General features: G+C 44.2%; 20 protein-coding genes, 3 tRNA genes and 1 riboswitch. Of the genes, 8 read left to right on the top strand and 15 right to left on the bottom strand.

From position 1 onward, the window contains the following. Positions 1-399 precede the first annotated feature (399 nt). The 3 genes from HXT57_RS01630 (at position 400) to HXT57_RS01620 (ending at position 4,385) form a co-directional block, all read left to right on the top strand. On the top strand, positions 400-1,647 hold the full coding sequence (locus tag HXT57_RS01630; protein ID WP_064621546.1) for an acetyl-CoA C-acyltransferase: 1,248 nt from the start codon (positions 400-402) through the stop codon (positions 1,645-1,647). A 66-nt stretch (positions 1,648-1,713) separates the two neighbouring features. Next, positions 1,714-3,048: a hydroxymethylglutaryl-CoA reductase, degradative gene (locus HXT57_RS01625; RefSeq protein WP_102703378.1), complete on the top strand. Its 1,335-nt coding sequence runs from the start codon at positions 1,714-1,716 to the stop codon at positions 3,046-3,048. Positions 3,049-3,071: 23 nt separating this feature from the next. Next, positions 3,072-4,385 (top strand): hydroxymethylglutaryl-CoA synthase, encoded by a 1,314-nt coding sequence (locus HXT57_RS01620; protein ID WP_415697942.1) that lies wholly within the window; start codon positions 3,072-3,074, stop codon positions 4,383-4,385. 366 nt (positions 4,386-4,751) lie between these two features. Here HXT57_RS01620 and HXT57_RS01615 read toward each other — a convergent pair. Both HXT57_RS01615 and serS read right to left on the bottom strand, forming a co-directional pair. Then, positions 4,752-4,836, bottom strand: a tRNA-Ser gene (locus HXT57_RS01615). A 196-nt stretch (positions 4,837-5,032) separates the two neighbouring features. Further along, entirely contained in the window at positions 5,033-6,319 is a 1,287-nt protein-coding gene (serS, locus tag HXT57_RS01610) for a serine--tRNA ligase (protein ID WP_119522418.1), read from the bottom strand. Positions 6,320-6,425: 106 nt separating this feature from the next. Between serS and trxA the strand changes: the two genes are divergently transcribed. The 3 genes from trxA (at position 6,426) to HXT57_RS01595 (ending at position 9,694) form a co-directional block, all read left to right on the top strand. Then, positions 6,426-6,767 (top strand): thioredoxin, encoded by a 342-nt coding sequence (gene trxA, locus HXT57_RS01605; protein ID WP_012913881.1) that lies wholly within the window; start codon positions 6,426-6,428, stop codon positions 6,765-6,767. 148 nt (positions 6,768-6,915) lie between these two features. Then, entirely contained in the window at positions 6,916-7,902 is a 987-nt protein-coding gene (locus HXT57_RS01600) for a G5 domain-containing protein (RefSeq protein WP_102155412.1), read from the top strand. A 163-nt stretch (positions 7,903-8,065) separates the two neighbouring features. Then, a complete protein-coding gene (locus tag HXT57_RS01595) occupies positions 8,066-9,694 on the top strand; it encodes an MDR family MFS transporter (protein WP_102703376.1) in 1,629 nt (542 codons plus the stop codon). A gap of 53 nt (positions 9,695-9,747) precedes the next feature. Here the strand turns inward: HXT57_RS01595 and HXT57_RS01590 are convergent, their stop codons facing one another. The 10 genes from HXT57_RS01590 to pgi form a co-directional block, all read right to left on the bottom strand. Next, positions 9,748-10,458, bottom strand: a complete 711-nt coding sequence (locus tag HXT57_RS01590; RefSeq protein ID WP_033888582.1) for an HNH endonuclease family protein — start codon at positions 10,456-10,458, stop codon at positions 9,748-9,750. 51 nt (positions 10,459-10,509) lie between these two features. Further along, on the bottom strand, positions 10,510-13,065 hold the full coding sequence (locus HXT57_RS01585) for an ABC transporter (RefSeq protein WP_415697940.1): 2,556 nt from the start codon (positions 13,063-13,065) through the stop codon (positions 10,510-10,512). A 270-nt stretch (positions 13,066-13,335) separates the two neighbouring features. Next, a complete protein-coding gene (locus tag HXT57_RS01580; protein WP_012913876.1) occupies positions 13,336-14,439 on the bottom strand; it encodes a LacI family DNA-binding transcriptional regulator in 1,104 nt (367 codons plus the stop codon). Between the two features lie 13 nt (positions 14,440-14,452). Next, the gene (locus HXT57_RS01575; protein ID WP_004110301.1) at positions 14,453-15,196 is read right to left on the bottom strand and encodes a ribonuclease HII; all 744 of its coding nucleotides are present in this window, start codon (positions 15,194-15,196) and stop codon (positions 14,453-14,455) included. A gap of 66 nt (positions 15,197-15,262) precedes the next feature. After that, on the bottom strand, positions 15,263-16,051 hold the full coding sequence (lepB, locus tag HXT57_RS01570) for a signal peptidase I (protein ID WP_004110299.1): 789 nt from the start codon (positions 16,049-16,051) through the stop codon (positions 15,263-15,265). A 28-nt stretch (positions 16,052-16,079) separates the two neighbouring features. Further along, a complete protein-coding gene (rplS, locus tag HXT57_RS01565) occupies positions 16,080-16,445 on the bottom strand; it encodes a 50S ribosomal protein L19 (RefSeq protein WP_004105329.1) in 366 nt (121 codons plus the stop codon). Positions 16,446-16,692: 247 nt separating this feature from the next. Further along, on the bottom strand, positions 16,693-18,207 hold the full coding sequence (locus HXT57_RS01560) for an ATP-binding cassette domain-containing protein (RefSeq protein WP_116432044.1): 1,515 nt from the start codon (positions 18,205-18,207) through the stop codon (positions 16,693-16,695). 80 nt (positions 18,208-18,287) lie between these two features. Further along, positions 18,288-20,036, bottom strand: coding sequence for an ABC transporter permease (locus HXT57_RS01555; RefSeq protein ID WP_116431906.1), 1,749 nt, complete (start codon positions 20,034-20,036; stop codon positions 18,288-18,290). 268 nt (positions 20,037-20,304) lie between these two features. After that, entirely contained in the window at positions 20,305-20,442 is a 138-nt protein-coding gene (locus HXT57_RS01550; protein WP_162861117.1) for a hypothetical protein, read from the bottom strand. A 109-nt stretch (positions 20,443-20,551) separates the two neighbouring features. Beyond that, a riboswitch (M-box (ykoK) riboswitch) is annotated at positions 20,552-20,708 on the bottom strand. A 170-nt stretch (positions 20,709-20,878) separates the two neighbouring features. Beyond that, entirely contained in the window at positions 20,879-22,573 is a 1,695-nt protein-coding gene (gene pgi / locus HXT57_RS01545) for a glucose-6-phosphate isomerase (protein WP_116440361.1), read from the bottom strand. Positions 22,574-22,926: 353 nt separating this feature from the next. Here pgi and HXT57_RS01540 point away from each other — a divergent pair. Then, positions 22,927-22,999, top strand: a tRNA-Thr gene (locus HXT57_RS01540). Between the two features lie 70 nt (positions 23,000-23,069). Continuing rightward, positions 23,070-23,150 (top strand) — tRNA-Leu (locus HXT57_RS01535). A gap of 13 nt (positions 23,151-23,163) precedes the next feature. Here HXT57_RS01535 and HXT57_RS01530 read toward each other — a convergent pair. The 3 genes from HXT57_RS01530 to HXT57_RS01520 all read right to left on the bottom strand — a co-directional run bounded on the left by HXT57_RS01530 (position 23,164) and on the right by HXT57_RS01520 (position 26,815). Next, entirely contained in the window at positions 23,164-23,850 is a 687-nt protein-coding gene (locus tag HXT57_RS01530) for a non-canonical purine NTP pyrophosphatase (protein WP_119522414.1), read from the bottom strand. Positions 23,851-23,872: 22 nt separating this feature from the next. Then, positions 23,873-24,634: a ribonuclease PH gene (gene rph, locus HXT57_RS01525; RefSeq protein WP_012913873.1), complete on the bottom strand. Its 762-nt coding sequence runs from the start codon at positions 24,632-24,634 to the stop codon at positions 23,873-23,875. A gap of 66 nt (positions 24,635-24,700) precedes the next feature. Then, the gene (locus tag HXT57_RS01520) at positions 24,701-26,815 is read right to left on the bottom strand and encodes an ABC-F family ATP-binding cassette domain-containing protein (RefSeq protein ID WP_116994884.1); all 2,115 of its coding nucleotides are present in this window, start codon (positions 26,813-26,815) and stop codon (positions 24,701-24,703) included. Positions 26,816-26,877: the final 62 nt, after the last annotated feature.

Genomic DNA, 26,877 nt, shown 5'->3' with positions numbered 1-26,877 from the left:
GCTTCACAATTGAGCCAAATCACGCTTTGAAGGAGCTTGAAATCCCAATGATTTCAAGCTCGGTCAAAGCGCTGCGCGAGCGTCCTTCGCTCAGTGCGAAAAATCTCAAATCTCTACCACACTGGTATTCGTGCAACTAAAGTCACGAAATTAAGCTGCGGTTTGGTGTGTGATATGTATGCCCGGTGTGGTGTGTGCAGCAGCATTAATGATAGCGTTCGCTAATCAACAAGTAATCACTTTTCACAAAAACATAAACTCACTGAAGTAAGTCTAATTGTGAAGGAAACGAGAAAAATTTTTCGCAAATGGTAATTTTGTCGAAAAATACGATAAAGTAGTCCGGTTGGTATACTTCAACACGTATTGCAACAAACAATTGATTAGGTGGCTAAACATATGACTGAAGTGGTGATTGCAAGCGCTGTACGTACGCCTATTGGCAAATTCGGCGGCAGCTTATCTTCGCTTTCCTCAGTTGATTTAGGAACAATCGCAGCAAAAGCAGCAATAGAACGCGCTGGAATTAGCTCACACGACGTGGATCAAGCTATTTTTGGAAACGTATTACAAGCAGGCAGCGGACAAAACGTTGCTCGCCAAATTGCGTTAAAAGCAGGATTAGATACTTCTAGCTGCGCAATGACAATTAACGAAGTATGCGGATCCGGCTTAAAAGCAGTGCGCTTAGCACAATCCGCAATCGTTATGGGAGATGCGCAAGTTGTTGTTGCAGGCGGCACTGAAAGCATGAGCAACGTACCGTTTTACGCAACTAATTCGCGATTTAGCGGACACAAATACGGGAATTTTGCGCTTATTGACGGTTTGCAACGAGACGGTTTAAACGATGCTTTTACTGGCGACGCAATGGGCGTTACTGCAGAAAATGTTGCAGCAAAATTTGGTATCACTCGCGAAGCACAAGATATTTTTGCACTTAAATCTCACCAAAAAGCTGTTGCCGCTATTAAAAGAGGCGATTTTGCTTCTGAAATTGTGCCAGTAACGCTTGCAAACGGAACTGTTATAACTCGCGACGAGCATCCTCGCGAAGATACGTCTTTAGAGCAGTTGTCGAAATTGCGCACGCTTTTTAAAGCGTCGGAAGAAACTGCGGACGCAACTTGCGAAGTTGGCGAGAACGAAGTTTGCAAGCACGAATCGACTGTAACTGCAGGAAACGCAAGCGGAATTAACGACGGAGCTGCAGCTCTAGTGCTTATGAGCAAAGATTACGCGCAAGCGTACGGAATTGAATATCTTGCGCAAATTGTGGGATTCGCAGAAGGCGGAATCGACCCAGATTTAATGGGATACGCTCCAAAACATGTGATGGAACGCATGCTAAATGCGACCGGTAGCAACGTTGACAACATTGATTTATTCGAAATAAACGAAGCGTTTGCAGCGCAAAGCATTGCCGTTGCGGAGCAACTTCATATTGACGAGTCAAAACTAAACGTACGCGGTGGAGCAATTGCACTCGGACATCCGCTTGGCGCTAGCGGAGCGAGGATTTTGACGACGCTTATATACGCTTTGCGAGATAGCAATAAGTTAAATGGAGTTGCTGCGCTGTGCGTCGGCGGCGGAATCGGCGTTTCTATGCAAATTAGAATGCGAAACAATCAAGTCAGAATGTAAAACAATAAAGTCAGAATGCAAAGCGATCAGAAGCATTCGTAGTCTACAAATCATGAGGTTATTTCGATGGCTGCTTTTCGTGAATTAAGCGTGGAAAATCGCATAAAAACCTTGCAAAATGAGGGCGCAATTAACGATACCGAGGCAGCATTTTTGCTTAAACAGTTTGCGGAAAGTTCCGATACTACAATTTCTGCAGACGTTGCAAATCATATGATTGAGCATCAAATTGGAAAGTATACGCTGCCGGTTGGCGTTGTGCGTGGGCTGATTGTGAACGGCGAAGTGTGTGACGTGCTGGTTGCAACTGAGGAGCCATCCGTGATTGCAGCTGCGTGCAATGGGGCGCGAATTGCTGCAGCGACTGACGTTGGATACGGAATTATTGCGCGCTCCCCACAATACGTGACTACAGCACAAATAGCTTTTGAGGACGCAGACGGAAGCGTGGCGGCGCGCTTGAGCAGAATCGTTGAAGATAAAGAAAAGGTTGCAGAACTGTTGCGCATTGCAAACGCGTCACACCCATCAATAAGTAAAAGGGGTGGCGGCGCGCGAAAATGCCGCGCTTCAGCTTTGCACGGCTTCGCAAAGCTCGAGATTGACGTAGACACATGCGACGCAATGGGCGCAAACACAGTGAACACTATGGGCGAAGCCGTCAAAGCCCAGCTGGAAAGCTGGCTCGGCGTGCAGGCGCTAGTTGCAATACTCACGAACACCAGCCGCGTTGCCAGCACAGCAGAAGTGCATATACCGGTTGAAGCACTAGCATCCAGGCGGCTGGAAGACTCTGAACGAGAGCGCGAGGGAAAGTGCCTTGCGCGCCGAATCGCGGCATTGAGCGCGCTTGCCGCCAGCGACCCTGCACGCGCCGCCACGCACAACAAAGGAATCCTAAACGGAATCGCAGGAGCCGCGCTCGCGTCCGGGAATGATACGCGAGCACTAGAATCGGCAGCACACGCGTGGGCGGCGCGCTCCGGTCGCTACCTACCACTGTCAAAGTGGAACACCGAAACTTTAAACGGAAAAACCATACTCCACGGCAGGATTGAAATTCCGCTACAGATCGGCATTGTCGGCGGCTCAATCTCATCGCTTCCAATGGCAAAACTCGCGATCAAAATCGGCAAATACAAAAACGCAAACGACTTTAGAAATACGCTTGCCGCGCTCGGTTTGGTGCAAAATCTTGCGGCTCTTCGCGCACTAGCAGGCCCTGGAATTCAAGCAGGTCACATGGCATTGCAGTCTTCAAACCTGGCAATTGCAGCAGGTGCCAAAGGTGCGGAAATCGCAGAAATCACGCATAATATTTTGCAACTTAGCCCTGCAGAAAGAACTACAGAAAAAGTTACGCAATTACTTCAAAAGTTACGAGAATCAAGTAAAAATTAAGAAAATTTAAGGGTTTAGGACAAATGAGCACACAAAATATCAAAATATCAGCAACCGCAGCAGCCAACACAACCACAACCTCCGCAACCACTCCCCTTACCGTCGGCATTGACCGCATCTCCTTCGCAACGCCGCACTATTACCTAAACCTCGAAGAATTGGCGGAACACCGCGGAATCGACCCTAACAAATTCACAATCGGAATCGGTCAAAGCGAACAATCCGTGCCACCAAATCACCAAGACATCGTCACTCTCGCCGCGCAAGCCGCATTCCCACTACTACCATACATCGATAGCAATCGCCTCAAAATGCTCATCGTCGGCACAGAAAGCGGAGTCGACGCAAGTAAATCCAGCGCGCTATACGTTCAAAATCTGCTAAAACTCACGCCGTGGGTGCGCTCTATTGAAGTAAAAGAGGCTTGCTACGGCGGAACGGCAGCTTTGATGATGGCATGCGATTACGTGCGCGCGCACGCAGAAAAAAATCCGCAAGTGCTTGTTATTGCAGCCGATATTGCGCGCTACGGGCTTGCTACCCCTGGCGAAGTTACGCAAGGCGCTGGGGCTGTGGCAATGCTTGTGAGCGCGAATCCGCACGTGCTTAAAATTAACGACGACAGCGTTGTAAAATCCGCGGATATTCAGGACTTTTGGCGACCTGTTTACCAAGACACCGCTCTTGCTCGCGGCAAGTTTTCAACCGAGCAATACATACAATTTTTCTGCGAAGTTTGGCAAAAGTATTGCGCGCAAAACGATTGCAATTTCAACGATTTCGCCGGATTGTGCTTCCATTTGCCATATACGAAAATGGGTTTGAAAGCACTTAAGGCTGCGATGGATTCTTGCGCAAATTCTTGCTCTGATTCTTGCGATAATAGCAACCTAAGCGAGTCGTCGCGCAATCGCTTACTTTCGCGCTACGAAACCAGCACGAAGTACAGCCGTCGTGTAGGCAACATCTATACGGGTTCCCTGTATTTGGGATTGCTGTCTTTACTTGAGTTAGACGAATTTACTTGCGAAAATAGTGATCTTACTGCACTTAAAAGCGGCGATAAGATTGGACTATTTTCTTATGGTTCCGGCGCTGTTGGTGAATTTTTCAGCGGCACGATTGCGCCAGGATTTAGAGATGCGCTGTTTGCGCGCGAGCATGCGGATATGCTTGATTCGCGCGTGCATTTAAGCGTTGCTGATTACGAGGAGATGTTTGAAAGCGTTGCGCCTTACGCTCCGGAAGATTTCGAAAGCAGCACGTCTTGCCGCGAAGGTGCAAGCTTCTTCCTGGATGACATCACATCGCAAGAGCGTCACTACTCCGCGCGCTAAAATCTAGCGAGCGCACGTTTCGATCGGATTCTCGCTCGCAAACGACCCTTCCTTTACACGACTGCAAACTTTCCGCCACCTTCACGCCCTTTCCCGTCAATCGAGACGAAGACAGACCGAGCTTTCACTAAAAGTGCAGCGCACTTTCAGTGAAAGCTCGGCAGAATAAAAAAGCTTCAAGCGCGAAATGCAGCAACACAAACCTGACACACTGCGTTAAACACACTAGCCCACACTTTCTGCGTCTTTATTGACACAGAAAGACCTCGCTTGCGTTGGAAGCACACTGTGCTTCCAACCCTGAGCAAGCTCAGCGAATTAAAAAAGCCTAAAGCAATTTCACATGCTTTAGGCTTAGTTAATTCGCGGATGAGGCGAGATTCGAACTCGCGGTAGGTTTCCCTACAACGGTTTTCAAGACCGTCTCCTTAGACCGCTCGGACACCCATCCATTTGCGCACGAAAGCAATCAAATTGCCGCTTTCAACGCACAAGTGGTAAGCATATCATCACGTATAGAACACAACACACAACACCCAGATTCAAAAAGCTTATCAACTAAAAAATAAAGCCCAGGCAATTTCCCGGGCTTTGTAGCTAATTAAACGGTTTTTTGAAACAAACGCCGTGTTTGTGCACGAGTAAACTCACGCTTCCCACTTAGTTGGCTCAATGACTTCCTTGCCACCCATATAAGCCTGCATTGCCTTTGGAATATCAATCGAACCATCTTCATGCTGATGATTTTCCAAAATAGCCACAAGCCAGCGAGTAGTAGCCAAAGTGCCGTTAAGCGTACTAACTGGGCGAGTTCCGCCATCTTCCATACGTTCGCGCACATTCAATCGGCGAGCCTGATACTCAGTGCAGTTAGAAGTAGAAGTAAGCTCACGGTAACGTCCTTGCGTTGGAACCCAAGCTTCACAATCAAACTTACGAGCGGCAGAAGAACCAAGGTCACCTGCAGCAGTATCAATAATGCGGTAAGGCACTTCCACCTTAGCAAGCATTTCCTGCTCCATACCGAGCAACTTTTGATGCTCAGCGCGAGAATCTTCCTGCTTGCAATAAACGAACATCTCAACCTTATCGAACTGATGCACACGAATAATACCAGAAGTATCCTTTCCAGCAGCACCAGCTTCACGACGGTAGCAGCTCGACCAACCGCAATAACGCAAAGCACCATTGCTTAAGTCAAGAATCTCATCCTCGTGCATGCCAGCCAAAGCAACCTCGGAAGTACCGACCAAATACTGATCATCTGGTTCGCGCAAACGGTAAATCTCGTCCGCGTGAGAATTCAAGAAGCCAGTTCCGCGCATTACTTCTGGACGAACAAGCGTTGGCGTAATCGCAAGCGTAAAACCGTGCTCTTCGGCTTGATCAACAGCCATAGTAAGCATTGCGATTTGCAAGCGAGCCACAGCACCGCGCAAGAAGTAGAAGCGAGATCCTGCAACCTTCACGCCGCGACGCATATCAATTCCAGCAACGCCAGTTCCAAGAGTCAAATGATCCTTTGGCTCAAAACCTTCAGCTGCAAAATCGCGAGGCGTACCAACCTTCTTAACTACAACATAGTCGTCTTCTCCGCCTTCTGGAGCTTCATCTTCAACGATGTTAGAAAGCTTCCACATTGCCGTAGTGTAGTCGGCAGTAGCTTTTTCGGATTCAGCTTTGTATTCCGCAACTTTCGAAGCTAATTCTTTAGTTTCGGCAATAAGCGCAGTCTTTTCCTCCGCGCTAGCTGTTGCAACCTTCTTACCAATAGCTTTTTGCTCGGCGCGAGCTTCTTCAAAAGCCTTAAGAGCGGTTCGGCGCAAATCATCGCTGCGCAATACTTCATCGACGAGCCCAACGGATTCACCGCGCTTGCGCTGCGATTCCTTAACTACGTCGGCATGTTCACGAATAAATTGGATATCAAGCATGACTCCTAGCCTAGTGCCGCAAGACGACAGATAAGCGCACTATCGGCAACTTTATGCAAGGCGGCACGTACAATAAAGCAAATACGCAAAATATCGAGGGGGTAATATGGCAGCAATACATGCTACTACAGAAAATTTTGAGAAGATTGCTTCGACAAATGAAATAGTTGTTGTTGATTTTTGGGCAACATGGTGCGGTCCATGCAGATCTTTTGGTCCTATTTTTGAGAAGGTCAGCGAAAAATATCCCGAAATTCCTTTCGTAAAAGTTGATATTGACAAAAGCAACGAGATTGCTGCAGCTGCTCAAATCCAAGCTGTTCCAACAGTAATGGTTATTAAGCGCGGCGAAGTTATTTATAGACAAGCTGGAGCATTACTAGCTTCTGATTTGGAAGATTTGGTTGAACAAGCTAAATCTTACGAATCTGATGATTCTGAATCCTGATTTATAGACTATGCCATGAGATATAATACGTGAGGTTTTGCATATACGTTTTGCACATACATTTTAACGCATGTTTCTCATGTTTTATTAGTCTACGTTGCGAGCGTTTGCAAGTATCAATAGAGTAATTGCAGAAATAAGGAGGGTTATGGCCAGTCACCGTAAGCATACTGTTACGCTTGGTTCACTCAGTTTACGACAGTGGGCTAGAGTTAGCGCGGTTATTTTGGGCTTCGTTGCTTTGGTGATACTTGGTTTTGCCTCGCGAGATTTTTACGCTTCGTCTAAAGGTCACGCTGTTCAGGTTACTTCTTATTCGGCAACCGATTCTTCGCAAGTTTCTCGTAGTGCTAGCCGTGGTATGTTGCATAATGGTGCGACTTCATATATTAACGTTGTTATAAATGGTCATCATCGTACTATTTTGGGCACTGATTTCACTGATGTAAAATCCGTTCTTGATGCTGGAGATATCACTCTTGAGCCACACGATGTTGTTACTCCATCTCTTACAACTAAAGTTAGCGAATCAACTGTTATTACGATTAATCGCGCAGGCGCAAAATTAGAGAATTCCGACGACCCAATCGCGTTTAACGTCGTTAAAAAGGAAACTGCTGCACTTCCAAAAGGTACTGAGAAGGTGCAAAGTGAAGGCGCTAACGGCGTAATGGAAACAGCAAAAATAGTTACTCGAGCTAAGGGAAAAATAGTTTCCTCTAATATTTTTGCTTCTTATGTTAAAAAAGCTCCAAAAGATAAGGTTATTCTTGTTGGAACTGGCGGCTCTTCTGCCGCAATTGGCTTAGCTGCTTCTATCGGTACGACTGTTCCTGCTGGCGAGATGCAACAATGGGCTCACGACTGGCTTATCTCTAACGGTTATAGTGAAGCTGATTTTACTGCAACAGTATTTATTATTTCTCATGAGTCCGGTTGGCGCGTAAACGCAATGAATCCTTCTGGGGCCTACGGTTTACCTCAAGCTTTGCCAGGCGGAAAAATGGCTTCTGCTGGCGCTGATTGGGCAACTAACTATCAAACGCAGCTCCGCTGGTTCTGGAATTATTGCAATGGTCGTTATGGCTCCATTCAAGGCGCTTACAATCATTGGCTTTCCTACCACAGCTACTGATTAGAATCAGTCTAAATATCATTGTTTTGCGCAAAATAAATTTTTAAATAACTTTTGTTTTGCGTAAATTAAGTTTTGCAATTTTTGTTGTAATAGATAAGAGAATAGACTTAAGTCGATTGACTTTTGCCACCTATGCTTAAAAATACGCTTAAGAAAAACTATGTTTAAGAACAAAAAAGGATGTTTTATTTTGACGCACTCAACATGGCTGTCTAATAAAAGCCAAGATCTCAGTCATGCACTAACAGGCGAAGAAGCATACAATAACAATCGTCTTACACGTCCTGCTTTAATTTCTCTCGCTATTCTTACGTTTATTACATTTATCGGCAATTTCGCACAATTACAACTTACTGCAGCATTGCCAACAATAGTTCAAGAATTTGGTATAAGCGTCACAACTGGTCAGTGGCTTACTTCTATTTTCCAGCTGATTATGGCAATTATGGTTCCACTTACAGCATTTTTAACAAGACGCTTTTCTACTCGCCAAATTGTTATTACTTCCATGTCGCTTTTTACTTTTGGATCCGTACTTGCATGGCTTAGTAACGACTTTATGATGGCACTTGTTGGTCGAACTCTTGAAGCTATTGGCACTGGCGTAATGTGGCCTGTTTTACAAATTACCGTATTCTCCGTCTACCCTGTTACTCGCAGAGGTATGGCAATGGGAAGCGTTGGCATGGCTATGAGTATTGCTCCAGCAATCGGTCCTACTATTGGCGGTTTGCAAACTGATATTAATGGATGGCGTTCTATTTTCTGCTCTCTTACTATTATCGGAGCAATATCCGTCGTTTTGGCAGTATTTTTCTTGCATAATTTTGGAGAACACGATCTTAACGCGCATGCTGATTTCTTCTCGGTTGGCCTTTCGGTTATTGGCTTCGGCGGGCTCATGTTTGGATTCACTAATATTGAAGGATGCGGAATTTCACACCCATTATCTTGGGCTCCTATGATTATTGGCGCTTGTGGAATTGCTTGGTTTATTACAAGGCAGTTGCGAGCGCAAAAACGCGGTCACACTCCTCTTCTTGGTCTTAATGTGCTTAAAAACCGCTACTTTATGGTAGGTACTATTTGCGCTTGCCTTACATTTTTTGCTTTCAGCTCAATTATGGTGCTTATTCCGCTTTATATTCAGTCTGATCGTGGTTTTTCAGCAACTATGAGCGGCTTAATTCTGCTTCCTGGAGCGTTCGGCATGGCTATTTCGCAGTATTTTGGCGGTCGTATGCTAGATCGCTTTGGAGTGCGCCCAGTTGCTATGGCAGGCTCTATTATTCTGTTTTTTGGCACTGTAATGATGAGTCTTATTGACATGGATACGTGGATTTGGTGGATTTCCATTTGGCAGTTTACTCGCCAAATTGGCATGGGATTCTTGCTTATGCCAATAACTACGTGGTCGCTTAATTGTTTGCGTAAGGAAGAACTTGGCGATGGTTCGGCTGTAACTAATACTATGCGTCAGCTTTGGGGAGCTATTGGAGCACCTGTTTTAGTAGTTACAATGACAGTATTGACAACTCTTCACCATTCTGGCACAGGTCACGCTGCCGATGTTGCTGCTAGTATTTTCGGAGTTCAATGGACTTTGCGCATTAGTGCTATTATTACAGGAATTATGGCTCTTATCGTTATTTTTGGAGTCAAGGGCGAAGGCACGGGTTCTGCTCACAATCTTGCGCGTAGAGCTATTGATCGCATGCGCGTGTTGCATATTCCTCATTCAGCAGAGCATCACGACGTAATGCACGATCACACTCATAATCATTACTAAACGCTTATTAAACGCTTACTAAGTCACTTTACGAATACCAAACTGAGAAATCCTTACTTTGGTAATTTTTGTGCAGAACAGTTATGCAATACGCTTTCCATACTCTGCTTTTCTTCGCGAGTTACAGTTAAACCATATTTATACTTAACAGCTATTTGCCTAGCAACATATTCGCACCTGAAGGTTTTGTTTGAAGGAAGCCAGTAAGCTGCGGACGCGGAACCTTTTTCTTGATTAGCAGCTCCTTCAACCGCGAGTAGGTTCATCATATCGTTGCCAAATTTTAATCGTTTTGCACGATTCCATTTCCACGCTCCAGATTCCCACGCATTTTGTAATGCAACAACATGATCTATTTGAACTAATGCACTGGTTTTTCGCCCACGCACGAAGTGAATATCTTTGCCAGTATACGGATCATGCAACAAGCCGAAACGCACTTGGCAGGATCCTGCGTACTTGTATTTCACATTTTGTAAATCACGCGCTAAAACGTCTTCCCTAACGTCACATCCATTACCGTCATCGTCGGTAGTACGATATCCGAATACTTGACGCTCGTACCCGTAACGATAAGGCTTAGATATACGCAATTTTTCCAATGCTTGCGCAGCTTCTCCGCTTGCTTCATATTCTCCTGTAATTTTCCCAACGCTACTGTTTATTTTAGGAAGCAACAAGCCAATAACAATCCCACATAAAACAGCAAACAGCAGCATCCAGAACAGCGCAAGAAACTGCCTCTTGTTACAACGATTACGCATGCTCAGTCCCCCAACTCAACTTATGCATATTCAATATTTTTTAAATTAAAGTTAGCTACTGCTCTTAACTCTCATAACAGACGGTATTCTTTGTAAAACAACATCTACAACTTGCTGAATCATAATTACCAGCAAAACCATTGCCATAACAGCATAAACCGTACTCCATGCTGGAATATTAGCTGGCACCGGATGAATGGTGTGAGAAACTACTAGTGCGGCTACAGAAATGCTAATTAACGATATAGCAAGAACAAGTGCCGACATGCCTCCACTTTTACGAGCCAGACGCATTCTTTGTTGAGAAACTTTATGCATTGAAGTAACCATTCGATTAACGCAATGCTCACCTTGCCTAAATGCAAGTACTTCATCGATACCAAGCTCAATATCACTTACTTCATTCTCAACTTCATGCTGTTCAATGCGCACTTTATTTGCAATATGCTTGGAGCGTATAAGTAAGTATCGAGGAACAATAAACATAATAAACACGCACGAAACAATAGCTACATAAGACAAATTCGCATCGAAATAGTACAAAACAACCATAAGAGGTACAACTGCAAATATCATTCCAACATTCATGCTGATATGAGCTTTATGCCAATGTTCGTGATGCATATCTACACCTGCAAATGTTGTAACAAGAGTTAATGCACGAACTGCCATACAAGCAACAGCAACAAGCACGCACTGTTGCATTACAAAACCAAATATTGGACGTCCTGCAACAGCAAACATTGCTGAAACAATAGCAACAGGAATACATACTGCAGAAACAAGATTGAGAGCAGTACTAAACATTGATATAAAAGCAAAAATAGCACGTTTGAACTTTGAGATTGTTCTCACTTCATAAGTGTAAGCAATACTTGCAATAGAAGAAATATGCTTGTTTTTATTAGAATCTTGCTGAGCTTGCTCAACATTATGCGAGTTTTGCGAGTTTCGTGATTCGTTTAATTGATTTAGTTGCGTAATATTTTTAGAACTATCGTTAGCAACATGACGATACGATTCTACAGTTGCTATTTCGTCCGTTGAGCTAATGCCATCATCATTTGGCATTAATACTATTACATTTGCATAACGCGCTATGCGACGCAATATTTTAACAATTTCTTCAGCCTCATGATTGCTAATATCACATTGGGAATAATCAAAAACGTACACTTTAGTGTGTCTTAAAATTGCTCTAGCAAGAATAACGCGACGCTTTAAATCTTCAGAATTATAGGATGCTTCAGGATTATTAAAAAGTCTATCTATTGGCATATCTAGACCGTCGTAATCGGCATAAACAACACCATCTATTCGCACAGCTCGCAATGCATCCCACATCGCAGTAGTCGTAGCTGTTGGAGCAGCCAAAAGTAAGTTTTCTCGCAATGTTGTGGAAAATAGATGACTTCGCTCGCTAACTATAGTAACAATATCTGCTAAAGCTGCAGAACTTGCATCGTTCAACGACAAGTAAGATGCACTATCGTTTGCGTCAAATACTTCAGAAACTACAAATGGAGAAACGTCGTCTTCATGAATATCATAACGGTCGCTATAAGAAAGCAATATGTCAGCAGATTTATTAAAACCTGTTCCAGAAAGTATTTTCTCACGCATAACATGATGATATTTACTTGGAATAACTTGCAATTCACCAGATTTTGCAATTATCGATAAACGCTGAGCTTCATTAGTATTCGCATTATTTTCCGAAATATTGCATCGCATACGCAAAGCAATATTGGTTGAGCCATCAGGCAAAGATAATGTTGAACCATCGTCACTAAATGCTATTGGAGCAGGAGAATCAGTAACCATTTGCAACAATGCTTCAACATGATTCAAACCATGAACAGCATGTTTAACTACATGCATATTCTTACCAACAATTCTCAGTGGCTGGACGCTTAACATTAACAAAGGCATTGTTAACAGAGCTGCAGCAAGACCTACACCTTTAACGGAAGATAACCAAACAGTTGCAACAATTGCGAGTCCAGCAATAACATAGGCAAATAATGCACTTACACAACGCCACGATACTGGGCTTAGTGCCAACGAGAATATAAGAGAAGCAACATTAAACAATGCAGCTAATGTGCAAATCCCAGCTATAGCAGGGTTAACTGTAAATAGTGCTGCAGAAACGACTACAGGAACAGGAATAGATGCAATAATTTGTGGAACTAAAGAAGCAACAAAACTTTGTATTGCAAAAATATCTTCATTTACGCGCAAAGAAGTAATGTCATGAGAATCTTCAACATCCACAGAGCGTAGAGATAATATTGCGCGCAACATTTTAGGGCGCAAACGCATAGCTATTCGCGACTCAATTTCTGCACAAACAGTACACGACCAGTAAAAAACTGCATATTTCAGCAAAATAATAGCAGCTAAAACAATAATGTAAGACGTAAATTCAACAGAACTCATTAAAGAAGTTCCAGTAGAACGAACAGGTCTTAATACTGGAGACAACATCCCAACGCAAACGTAGACAAAAGCTATGTTTACAAGATAAGAAATCGCAAGACACGCCGACCTTAAAACAACTAGATGCTTAATTCCTGGCACGAACGCAAAGCAGCGATTTATCATCTCCTGATCCTTTTTCTTTATTCCATATTTATTCAAAAACCACACACTCCCAACAGATGTTAAGATTACGCTTCACACACACCATCAACACGCCGACAGCCGCGTAATTATGCTGATTTTAAGCCATTTTGCCAGATATTAGCATTAAGAAAATAAAGTTGTTTCACAACTGTTTCACGCAATATTTAAATAATCAAAAAAATAATTAAAAATACCATTTTTAATTCTATTCTCAATAATTTTTTAATACAATTTTTGACGATCGCAAAATTATCTCAATACTGCACCAATAGAAGAACGCAATTTTAAGCTAGCAGGTATTTGTCCAACTCCATGAGACATATCTGGGAATGCTGGTTCAGGCCCATGATTCATTAATCTCAAAGCTTCACGCACTGCCAACGACCCTAATTGCTGCATATCGAGACTCACAGTTGTAAGAGGTGGGAAAAAATCACTTATTGCCGGAATATCGCCGAAACCAACAACACTAATATCACTCGGAATTTTCAAACCGTGCTCATACAAGGAACGCACAACTCCTACTGCCTGCTCATCGCTTGAAGCAACAATAACAGTCGGCAATGCAATGCCATCTATACCAAATTTCTCAATCATATGATTCATTCGCGCGTAACTTTCAGAAGACTTCCACGAAGTACATTGCACAATATGCGAATGAATACCTTGAGCAGTTGAAAGTGAACGCCATGCAATGAGTCGCGTTGCAGCACCTCTCCATTGTGAAGGACCTGCTATATAAATGGCATTTCGATGTCCATAATGCGCAATAAGTGACACAATATCGTTCATTGCGCGAGATTGATTAATCCCAATCATTGAATACTCAACGTTGCTATGAGAACGCAACATATTCATGCCTTCATGCGCGCTTATCGCACCATGAGTAGCAGTAACACATACGCACGGCTTAAGAATACGCGTACGACACAGTGACGTAAATATTGCGTCTGTTGGAGCGTCAATTATTAATCCGTCGACATTTTGCTCTTCAAAACTCTCGCATAAATCTTGAATATCACTTTGTTCACATAACGTTTCGTTGACCATGCTAATAGAAAGAAAAAGACCACGAGATTTTGCTTGCGCTTCTATAGGAGCAATAATGTTTCGAGATGTTCTATTTTCTGCACCAACGATAAGCCCTAAAGTACGCGACCTCTTAGTCGCTAATGCGCGCGCTGAATTGCTTGGATAATACCCAAGTTGCTCAATAACTCGCAGAACTTTAATTCGCGTGTTAGCAGAAACATCAGGAGAATTATTAATAACGCGAGAAACAGTTTGATGACTTACGCCAGCAGCATGCGCAACATCGATCATTGACACGCGTTTTGCTTCATTTTCTGCCATATATACCCCTCGCTTATAGATGCCAAGACAGTCTATGCAAATCGCTAGGTCCTACTTTTTTAATGGCATTGCGATGAGCTAAAGAGCCGTAACCCTTATTACTTGCCCAATCGTAGGCTGCATATTTCGGATTTTTAGCAAGAGATACCATAAGATTATCCCTAGTAACTTTTGCCAAAACTGCAGCTGCAGCTACGCTCGCACACTGTCTGTCTGCTTTTACTAAAGTATGGACTTTTACAGGCTCAGGAATGTAAGGAGCGTCAAAAGTATTTGCGACTTTGTCAATATAATCGCAAGGTCCATCCAATATTGCTGCAATACGAAAGTTTGAATTCTCACGCGTATTCTCACGCGTATTCGCATTTACGCTAAAACTTAGCTTTTTAATATCTTCCTCAACTTTAGAAATTGCTTTTAATGCAGCAACACCAAGAGCATAGCTAATACCCCACTCATCAATTTCTGTGTTAGTGCAAGACCCGACTGCCCAAGTTGTACACCATTTTTGCAACGGTTCATAAAGCTCTTCTCGACGCTTTTCACTCAGCAATTTAGAATCAGCTAAGCCTTCAGGCATATAGTTTTCTTTTACTTGTTTAATTCCAATAACTGCAGCTCCTACCATCACAGGACCTGCAAGAGAGCCTCTTCCTACTTCATCAAGACCAATAACCCAATCATAGCCTTCGCAAAGCAGATCTTGCTCATATTTAAATGATGGAACAAGCGGTATATTGGATGATTTATTTGACATAATTAAAATCAGTAGATACAAGTCGCGCTAACACAATTTCGTTAATACTCATTGCGTTAATACTTTTTATTTTGCAGGACGATCAGGCACATCTTTAAAATCATCATGGTGTTCGTCTAAAAGACCAATTCGATCAAGCGGCCACGATCTAAACACAGCAACGCCCTCGATTTTGGAAATCGGAACTAAGCCATCATCGCCATCATTGCGATGATATCGTGAATCCGCAGAATTAGAACGATTATCGCCCAAAACAAACACGTGACCAGCTTTAACTTTTACTTTAAACGGAAAAGCACTCGGGTCAACACCAGGACGAATATAGGAAGATTCTCGTATTGGAACACCGTTTACAACAATAGGCTGCCCAGCGCCTTTACACTCAACAGTATCCCCAGGCAAACCAATAAGACGCTTAATTAAATCCTTGCCAACAACACCGGAAGAATTTTCACCACTCAACCAATGTGCAGGATCCTCAAAAACAACAATATCTCCACGCTTTAATGGGAATAAGCGCGGAGTTAGCTTAGTCGTAATAACATAATCACCAATATGAATAGTATCTAGCATAGAGCCAGAAGGAATTGTGTAAGCTCCAAATAGGAACACACGAATAAGTATCACTACTAATACTGGAATACCGAACCATGTTATAGCATCGCGCAAAGTTAGGCGGTCATTTTTAGCACGCTTAGAATGTGCAAAATGCTTACCTTTTCTATTTTTGCGCTTAAACATGCGAGAGCCGGAAGGTAAATCTCCTTCCGGCTCTGGTGGAACCGGTGAAGGATCTATACCATGACCCGCTACTGAAACGATATGAGTATCGCTAATTTGCGTGTCATCAGTCATAACAAATACCCTTCACATAAGTTCTATTTTACTTAGCAGAGTTATCGCGACGCTCAGCAATACGAGCAGCCTTACCACGCAAAGCGCGCAAGTAGTACAGCTTAGCGCGACGAACGCGACCGCTACGAACCAGCTTAATCGAATCGATAGCTGGAGAATGAAGTGGGAAACGACGCTCAACACCAGTGCCGAAGCTCACCTTACGAACAACGAAAGTTTCACGCACGCCAGCACCCTTACGAGCAATCACAACGCCGGTGAAAGTCTGAATACGAGTGTTGTTGCCTTCCTGAATCTTAACGTTGACGTCAACGGTATCGCCAGGACGGAAAGCTGGAATTTCTTCAGCAGCCTTAAGATGCTTAGCATCAAATGCTTCTACAGCATTTACCATAATATTCCTCCATCGCCGCCGCATATCGACGCATAGTAAGCGTTAGCAACAAATGTGCTACGCAAATCTTTCCCCAAAAAGTTCGCTTTTTAGGGGACTTCCGATCCGCGCAATCTTAAATAAGAAGCGACTAGACCTAAAAGATAAAAGAACTATGCGGCATCCCTTTATCGAAAGCATACAAGTACCAAATTTATGCTCAATAATGGACATTATTGAGCATAATTCCGCACTATTCCGCACTATTTCAGCGCACAACTCCATCGAGAGGAGCAGTTTCAACTGTACGAGTCAACTCGTCATCATCAGCGTCATAATCAAACAACTCGCCGTAACGACCCCAGCTAATTGCAATATCAAACTGCTGACGCGCCAAAGCATCCGTGTGCTTACTGCGCAACAAATCCAAAATCAGCTCGCCACGAAGCTTTCCGTTACGATTCCTACTCAAAGCTTGATCAATTGCGTGCACAAGAGACGCATGTTCAATCGCAAGACGAGCAAAAACTTGCTTACTGTGCAAAATATCGGCATTATGCCACTCTTCACCCTCAGAAGTGATAGTAATATGACCATTTTCTGCAGTAAGCAAATTAAGCATCGTGCCAGCATCAACAAGTGGGAACAAATCATCAATCTCAAACGACAAATCAGCTGCCAAATCAGCCAAATCAATGCCATCTGGGCTTTCAGAAATCACGTCAAGCAAACCAGCCATACCACCTGGTGTAGCGTTTGGAAGCAAACGAACAGCCACAGGCTCTGTCTTTGTCTCACCTGCTTCAGCTTCATCCTCACTTTGCTTATCTTCATCTTCATCGTCATGGTGGCGCTGAATAAGCATATCTGCAATTGCTGCAGCTTCGTTATCTTCAGCATCTTCATTAGTTGCATTATTTGCTTGATCTTGAGAATCAGCATCTTCGGAAGCGTCTTGCTCTGCAGTGCTTTCTGGAGCAGAACCAGTCAAAATAGCATACAAATTATCAACCATCGCTTCAAATTCAGCACTGTGCTTATCTCGAGGACGAGGCAAATCAACATTCACATCAGCAATTAAGTGACCTGGATGAGATCCAAGAACCACAACGCGATCAGCCATTTGCACAGCTTCTTCAATATTGTGCGTCACAATAAGCACAGACTTAATATCTCGCTCCTCGCTAGACCACAACTTAAGAACTTCCTGACGCAAGTTTTCAGCAGTAAGCACATCGAGAGCAGAGAACGGCTCGTCCATAAACAATGCATCTGGTCTCAGCACCAACGCGCGCGCAATACCAACTCGCTGACGCATACCGCCGGAAAGTTCCTTAGGATACGCTGTTTCAAAGCCATCCAAACCGATTGCATCAATTGCAGCTAAAGCAAGCTCAGTACGCTTTTCTTTACTAACACCTCTAGCACGCAAGCCAAGTTCCACATTGTCTTGTACTGTAAGCCACGGCATAAGAGCGAAGGTTTGAAATACGATTGCAACTCCTGGGTTTGGGCCTGTCAGCTCGCGTCCGCGATATGTTACTGTGCCTTCTGTTGGCTGCACAAGACCAGCCATTGTGCGTAGAAAAGTTGATTTTCCAGCACCAGAACGTCCCAATATTGCCACGATTTCACCCTCGCGAAGAGTGAAAGAAATATCGTGCAAAACGTGCTGAGTAGTGCCACTGTCAGAAGTGAAGCTTTGACTGATGTGCTTTGCGTCGATAATATCGCTTGTAATTGAGGATTGCACCTTTTTTGCATTGCTCTTTAAAGTATTCATAATTTTGCCAATCTTTTCCATAAAATTTTGTTATTTTAAGCGATTTATTAGTAAATTTATTAGTCGATTTGTTAGTCAATCTAATTCAATACGTAACGTTTTTCGGAAATACGTTGCATTGGCGACCAGAATAATCGGTTGCTTAAAACAACAATCAAGCTCATAACAGTTACGCCAACTAAAGTGCGCGCAGAATCTCCTAAAGTAGTTGCATTAGTAATATATGCACCCAAACCCTGAGTTTCCATGTGGTTCTTTCCATATTCCACAATCTCAGACACAATCGAAGCATTCCAAGCACCGCCTGCAGCTGTAATACCGCCAGTGCACCATGAACCGAAAATAGACGGCAAAATAAGCGTCTTCCATCGCAAAGTACGATCCAAGCGGAAGCTGCGCGTCATTTCACGCAAATCATCCGGAATAGCACTAGCACCTGCAATAACATTGAACAGAATGTACCATTGCGTACCAAGAGCCATCAAAATAATACTTCCCCAACCAAGATCAATATGCCAAGACATAAACCAAGCCATAGCAAACGGGAAGATGAAGTTTGCTGGGAAGCTAGCAAGAATTTGCACTATAGGCTGCATAATACGCGAAATCTTAGGATTCATGCCGATTACAACACCAACAGGAACCCAAATAAGCGAGCTTATTAAAATCAACGCAGCAACGCGCATAAAAGTGATGCCACCAAGCATGCCTGCAGTAATGAACTCATGCAAACCTGCAGTTGTATACACAAAGTAAAGCATATGGGCGGCGCCAGCAGCCACAATAATTAGCATAATAACGTTGAATACCCAATCACCAAGCTTATGCTGAGCAGCCTTATGAGGCCACTTGGAGCCTGTGCGACCGAATGGGCGCGTTACTTTTTCAAGCCACTCGCGAATTGGCAAAAACAGCTTACTAATAACTTCATCTGCATGAGAGTGACGAATAAGAGTCAAAATAGCACTGTGACGCTCATTATCAGATGCGCTTTGCGTAATGCGGAAACGCTCAGCCCAAGCTGTAAGCGGTTTCCACAAGAAGAAGTCAAGTGCCAAAACAACAATCACCATCGACACAATAGCCCACCAAATAAGACCAAGCTTATTTTCGGCAGCAGCTTGTGCCACAAAACTACCGATGCCAGGAAGAGCGTAAGTGTGATTATTTACGGAAATCATTTCCGAAGCTGTAAGGAAGAACCATCCGCCTCCAACAGACATCATGCAATTCCAAAGCAGCGGAATCATTGCGTTAGGCATGTCTAGCACCCAGAAACGTTGCCAATGCGTGAGTTGCAAACTACGAACTGCCTCATCCAGTTCCTTTGGCTCGCTGAGCAGCGAACGGTGGAACGAAAAAGTCATATTCCATGCTTGACTCGTAAAAATAGCAAAAATCGAAGCGGCTTCAACACCAAGCATCGATCCAGGAAAAATTACCAACCAAATAGTGACAGTTGCCGAAAGGAAGCCAAGAATTGGAACTGATTGCAAAATATCTAGAAGAGGAATAAGCACCTTGCCAAGCCTACGACTGCGAGCTGCAAGAGAGCCATAAACAATAGTAAATATAAGAGATGCAACTAATGCGATCAGCATGCGAAATACTGAGCGCAAAGTGTAGTAAGGCAGATTGATTAAGTCCGTGGATACCTTAGATGGTATGCCACTTGGACCAATCGGCTGATTTATGCGCTGAATAAGGAAGGCAGTTACGCCAAAAACGGCAATAATGCCAACGCACACAATAATATCCGACCAGAAACGAGTGTTCTCGTCGACTTGCGCACCTGCGCTTTCTTTGCGCGAAGTTGTAAATACGGTCATAATAAAGTCCTCGAATAGGCAATAAGTGGGTTCACCTTCATGTATTTTTTATTTCTATTCATTTATTACGCAGATATCTATTGAGATTTCTATGCGGATTTCTATTTAGATTTTCGTAAATTCTTGCGTAAAGATCTGCGTAACTTTTCTTGTGTAAATTCTTGCGTAGCCGTATCACCATTGATTACGTTACAGGCGCAAATAACTAGAACTCACGTTTTAACTTCGTAAATTATATTTCGCAAGTTGTATTCGTAAGTTATATATTTCACAAGTTTTGCAACCTAAATTCGGTGATTGCCGGCTTCATATATTCAGGAGGAACATCCGAACTACTACTGCCAATAGTGTCGGAGCCTTCATCAGTACGAGTACTAGAATTATGGCTTTTACTGTCATGTTTCACGGCAAATCACCTCCTTAAGTTAGTGCGCTGCCGGCGCAAATCTTCATCATTGAATCGGAGGTTTACAAGAGAACAGAGACGCACCAAAACACACAAATGCATGTTAAGCGTGCCACGTCGTTCAAGCTTCAGCTTCGCAGGGCGGTGGCGTTGCATTAGTCGAAGCCTTAAATTCGACAACGACTGTTAACCAGCGTGCAGTGTCTCCACTGTGTTGCGGCAGCAACCCTTATCCCCGTGGTAGCCTTACCTACCGACCGTGCTTATTATAAATTATTGTTGCAGTTGTGTCAACATGCAGCAAAACACATTGCAATGCACTTGAGACCTATAAAACTCAGCGACAGATGCTAAACAAAAAGTCTCTTGACGAATTAACGCCAAGAGACTTATAAACCAACAATCACTAAAAACGATTGCTTATATGACTACTATCTTACTTGCGATGAGCGCGATAGAAGCGAATCAAGCTCTGCGTAGAAGCATCCTGAGCTGCCAAAGCGTCATCATCCTGAGAAATTGCAGGAGTAATCTGCTTTGCAAGCTGCTTGCCAAGCTCCACGCCCCACTGATCGTAAGAATCCAAGCCCCAAACAGTGCCTTCAACGAAGGTGATGTGCTCGTAGAGAGCAATCAATTCACCCAAAGCGAATGGGGTCAAAGCTTCGCCGAAGATGGAAGTGGTTGGACGGTTGCCGCTGAATACGCGAGCTGGAACGATCTCTTCTGCAGTGCCTTCTGCGCGAACTTCGTCAGCAGTCTTACCGAATGCAAGAGCCTTGGTCTGTGCAAGATAGTTACCCAAGAAGAGCTCGTGAACGTCCTGATCACCATCCTTAGTAGGATTTGGCGTGTTCACAAATGCAATGAAATCAGCTGGAATAAGCTGAGTGCCCTGGTGAATCAACTGGTAGAAAGCGTGCTGACCGTTGGTGCCTGGCTCGCCCCAGAAGATTTCGCCGGTTTCGCTTGTTACAGGAGTACCATCCCAGCGAACAGACTTACCGTTGGATTCCATAGTGAGCTGCTGCAAATAAGCTGGGAAGCGGTGCAAGTACTGATCGTATGGAAGCACAGCGTGGGAAGCAACCTTGTAGAAGTTGCGGTACCAAACGTTGAGCATACCAAGAAGAACCACAACATTCTTCTCGAATGGGGTTTCAGCAAAGTAAGTATCGATTGCGTGGAAGCCCTTCAAGAACTCCTCAAAGCGCTCTGGGCCGAGAACAACGGCCAAAGAAGTACCAACAGCGGAGTCCACGGAGTAACGACCGCCAACCCAGTTCCAGAAGCCAAAGGCGTTGGTTGGGTTAATGCCGAACTCTGCAACCTTTTCAAGGTTGGTGGAAACAGCTACGAAGTGCTTAGCAACAGCTTCAGCCTTCTTTGCGTCGCTGCCGTCAATAGCGCCGCACTCCTGAAGCTTATTAAGCAACCAGGTACGAGCGGTACGAGCGTTGGTCAAAGTCTCCAAGGTGGTGAAAGTCTTGGAAACAATGATGAACAAAGTGGTTTCTGGATCCAAATCCTTGGTCTTTTCGGCCATGTCGTTTGGATCAATGTTAGAAACGTAGCGAGCGCTAATACCAGCGTCAGCGTATGGCTTCAAAGCTTCGTAAACCATGACCGGACCCAAGTCGGAACCGCCGATACCAATGTTTACAACAGTCTTAATGTTCTTGCCGGTAACGCCCTTCCAAGCGCCGGAGCGAACTTCGTTAGCGAAATCGTAAATGCGACCCAACACTTCACGAACATCTGCAACAGTATCCTGGCCGTCAACAATGAACTTGCCAGCATCCTCTGCAGGACGACGCAAAGCAGTATGCAAAACTGCACGATCTTCAGTATTGTTAATGTGCACGCCGGTGTACATTGCCTTAGTGCGCTCGTCAAGCTTAACTGCCTTTGCAAGATCTGCGAAAAGCTTCAGAGTTTCAGGCTTAATTAAATTCTTAGAAAGATCGAAGTGGAGATCTCCAGCTTCGAAGCTCAACTTATCCACGCGATTTGCATCCTCTGCAAACCACTTCTTCAGGCAAACGCCTTCTGATTGCAACTCGTCGTAATGCTTCTGCAATGCAGCCCACTCTGGGGTTTTTACGGCGTCAACTGGCGGATTGATGGCCATTGTAAGGTCCTTTCATTTCTTCAACTGACGTGACAGCAACCGTCACTATAGTCCAATTCACAAGATACTCACAAAAGCAGACAGAAACACGCGAAGCTTAACACAAAAATGAACACAATCACACTGATAATTTACACATAAAAATTTGTAGTTTGAGGATGTGCAGTGCTCCAAACGCGCGCAACCTACCCTGCATTTGGAGGGTTATCTGTGGTTTATCACTCCAAACGCGAGGAAATTATCTCACATTTGGAGCATTATCTGTTGCACGACGCGCCAAATTGGACAAATTCAAAAATATGATATATAGTGTTTGATTTGTGCGCGAGTCGCGAATGCGTCTCGGGCAACATGCCACTTTAGCTCAGTCGGTAGAGCGTCTCCCTCGTAATGAGAAGGTCGACAGTTCGATTCTGTCAAGTGGCTCTCTGACTCACTCGAGTGTATTAATACTTTTGATTTGTTTTTATTCGCTCGATTGTTTATATGAGTCTATGCGCGAGTGGCGGAATGGTAGACGCGCAGGATTTAGGTTCCTGTGTCTTACGACGTGTGGGTTCAAGTCCCATCTCGCGCACGAAATTTTTCGCTTATTCAGTAATAAATAATGCCTGCAACTCCGGCAAAAGCGCGCGCAAAGCATTACCTCTGTGCGAAATAGCATTCTTTTCTTCTTGAGTCAGCTCTGCACTAGTCAAACCTTTCATTTGCACACCATCGCGAATAGGCTGAAGATCTGGCACAAACAGCGGATCATAGCCGAAACCATTAATTCCGCGCGCCTCGCACAACAAGTGACCAACCATTTCTCCGACTCGAACAGTCTCAAAGCCATGAGAATGCGACATAACACTGCCTTCAGGAACCTCACTGCACCCATCCGGAATAGCAAGAGCTGCAGCACAACGAAAACGAGCAGTACGACATTGATCTGGGATATCAGAAAGTTGGCGCAAAAGAAGCTCATTATTAGCTTTATCATCTCCATGCACACCACTCCACCTAGCAGAAAGAATACCAGGGGCAGCACCAAGCACATCAACGATAAGACCCGAATCGTCTGCAATAGCGGGATAACCTGTTCTTGCAGCAACATCACGCGCTTTGAGCAAAGCATTCTGTTCAAAAGTCACGCCAGTTTCCACAGGATCAGGCAAGCCAAGAGAACCTGCAGTTACTAACTCGAAACTGTCTGCAAGTTTCGACAATTGCTCCTCTAAAATTTGCTTGATTTCAACGAGTTTTCCCTCATTATGTGTTGCCACAATAAGCTTCACGCCCGTTCTCCTTCAATCTCTTCTATTTTGCTAAAGCGGCTTTTTGAGCAGCTTGCAATTCACGATTACCTTTAGTTGCCAAATCAAGTAACGTATTTAATTCGTCGCGATTAAATGGACGATGTTCTGCAGTGCCCTGAATTTCAATGAAAGTACCGGAACCTGTCATAGCTACATTCATATCTGTCATAGCTTGACTGTCCTCAACATAAGGCAAATCCAGCATAGGAGTGCCGTTAATAACGCCTACAGAGACAGCGGAAATAGAATCCTTAATAACATTTGCAGCAGAGCGAATATGACCATTCTTTTCTGCCCAATGAAGCGCATCTACCAAAGCTACATAAGCTCCAGTTACGGAAGCAGTACGAGTTCCACCATCCGCTTGCAACACGTCGCAATCAATTTGAATCTGGCACTCACCCATCGCTTTCATATCGACTACACCGCGCAAGCAGCGACCAATAAGACGACTAATTTCGTGAGTGCGACCACCAATTTTTCCACGCACAGATTCGCGATCAGTTCGCTCAGCTGTTGCTCTAGGAAGCATAGAATATTCGGCAGTTACCCAACCCAAACCGGAATCTCTACGCCAACGAGGCACACCAACCGTAAAAGTTGCGGTACACATTACGCGCGTATTGCCACACTCAATAAGCACAGAGCCTTCAGGAACATCAGTAAATTTACGTGTTATGTGCACAGGTCGGAGCTCGTCAACATCACGACCGTCAACGCGAATTGGTTTTACAGATTCCAACATATCCTTGATTTGAGTCATACCTCACAAATTTAGCACGTGGCTGTTATCTTCTATTTCATCTTCTTAGCACGCAGCAATTTTGTACTAAAGCTGCTCAGAAAGCTCCATCCACTCATCCTCAAGAGCACTTGCTTCTTGCTCGTTTTTTTGGAGATCTTCGTTAAGAGATTGAAGTCCAACAAAGTCACTTGGGTTATGCGCAGCCATTTGCGCTTCAATTTGCGACTTTTCTTCTTCAAGCTTTGTAAGTTTTCGCTCGATTGCTGAAACTCGCCTTGCAGCATCGTGATAGGCTTTGCCGGTAAGTTTGGGCTCAATTACTGTACTTTCTGAACTTTCTTTAGTTGTAGAATTTGCAGCACTCGAAGCATTCGCAGTACTTGAAGCGCCAACAGTACCAGTAGTACCACTACTATTTTCGTGATCGCGTTGCAGCTTTTCTACAATTTGCAAATACTCATCTACACCGCCTGGAAGGTGACGAATTTTGCCGTCAATAAGCGCAAATTGCTGATCTGTTACGCGCTCAAGCAAGTAGCGATCGTGCGAAACAACAATCAAAGTGCCAGGCCAAGTATCGAGCAAATCTTCCATAACTGCAAGCATGTCAGTATCGAGATCGTTTCCAGGCTCATCCATAATCAGCACGTTTGGTTCGTTTAGCAAAATCAGCAGCAGCTGCATACGTCGCTTTTGACCGCCCGAAAGATCCGCAATTGGTGTCATAAGCTGCTCGGGCTTAAAACCAAGCCTTTCCATAAGCTGACCTGGGGTCACTTCTTTGCCATCAATAATATAGCTAGGCTTATAGCGACTTAAAACTTCTTTTACTTTATATTTTCCAAGCTTTTCAAGCTCTTCTAGCCGCTGCGAAAGCACGGCAAATTTTACAGTCTTGCCAATATTTACGTGTCCAAGCGTAGGCTTTAGAGATCCGTCAATAATGTTTAATAATGTTGATTTTCCTGCTCCATTCGCACCCACAATTCCAAAACGATCGCCTGGACCTATAAGCCAAGTTGCATCGTCTAAAATCATGCGTCCAGTAATAGTTTTGCGCGATGCAGCTGAAGTTTCTGCAATGTTTTCTACGCTCGTAGCAGTATTTTCCGAAGTATTTTCCGCAGAATTTTCAAGAGAATTTTCTTGATTTTCGTCAACGGCAATAGTAACGCTTCCCACGTGAGTTGGTTGCGCAAAAGCAGATTCTACGATATCGACTTTATTTGATTTTTCTGCATTATCTTCACCTAAAGATGCGTTTTCTGCAATATCCGGATCGATATTTTTTAACTGCTGAGCGCTATCGAAAATTTGCGTAACGTCAATTAAATCAACAACTTGCTTACCAAGACGCGAAGTTGCCATTTTCTTCAATTCAAGAGTGTCTCTTAGCGGCGGCACATCTGCAATAAGCTCGCGCGCTTGCTTTACGTGGAACTTTTGCTTAGTAGAACGCGCACGAGCACCCCTGGAAAGCCAAGCTAACTCTTTTCTCGCCAAATTCCTGCGACGCTCTTCGCGCACATCCGCTTGGCGTTCGCGCTCTACACGTTGCATCATATAAGCGCTGTAACCACCCTCGAAAGGATCAATTACGCCGTCGTGCACTTCCCACATCGAAGTGCAAACCTCGTCCAAGAACCAGCGGTCGTGCGTCACAATCAAAAGCGCACCTTGACCGTCCTGCCAACGGTGAAGAAGATGCTCTGCAAGCCAATGAATCGTCACAACGTCCAAATGATTCGTAGGCTCATCCAAAGCCAAAATATCCCAGTCGTGCAACAATAATCTTGCTAAATCTGCGCGCCTGCGCTGACCTCCAGAAAGCGTTCCAACTTTCGCTTCCAAATTTATGCCGCCAAGAAGCGCTTCTACAATTTCGCGCGAACGCTGATCTGCAGCCCACTCGTAATCTTCGCGATTTTCAAGAGCAGCCTCGCGCACAGTTGCGTTATCGTCCAATGGATCGCGCTGGTCCAACATGCCAAAAGTAAGCCCTCCGCGCTTCGTAACGCGACCAGAATCAGGCTGCATTTTACCGGCAAGTAGTCGAAGTAGCGTTGACTTTCCGTCGCCATTTTTTCCAACAATACCGATTCTGTCACCTTCAAAAACTCCAATAGTAACGTCTTTAAAAATCGTTTTTGTAGCAAATTCTAGCGAAACTCGTTCTAATCCCAAATCATACGTAGGCATAATCCACAAATATAGCTGAACACTTATACGAAAGGATATAGAAGGAATATGGAAAAATGCAA

The organism is Gardnerella sp. KA00771 (assembly GCF_049244045.1).
Classification (GTDB): Bacteria; Actinomycetota; Actinomycetes; order Actinomycetales; family Bifidobacteriaceae; genus Bifidobacterium; species Bifidobacterium swidsinskii.
This window is presented reverse-complemented; position numbering and strand designations above follow the sequence as displayed.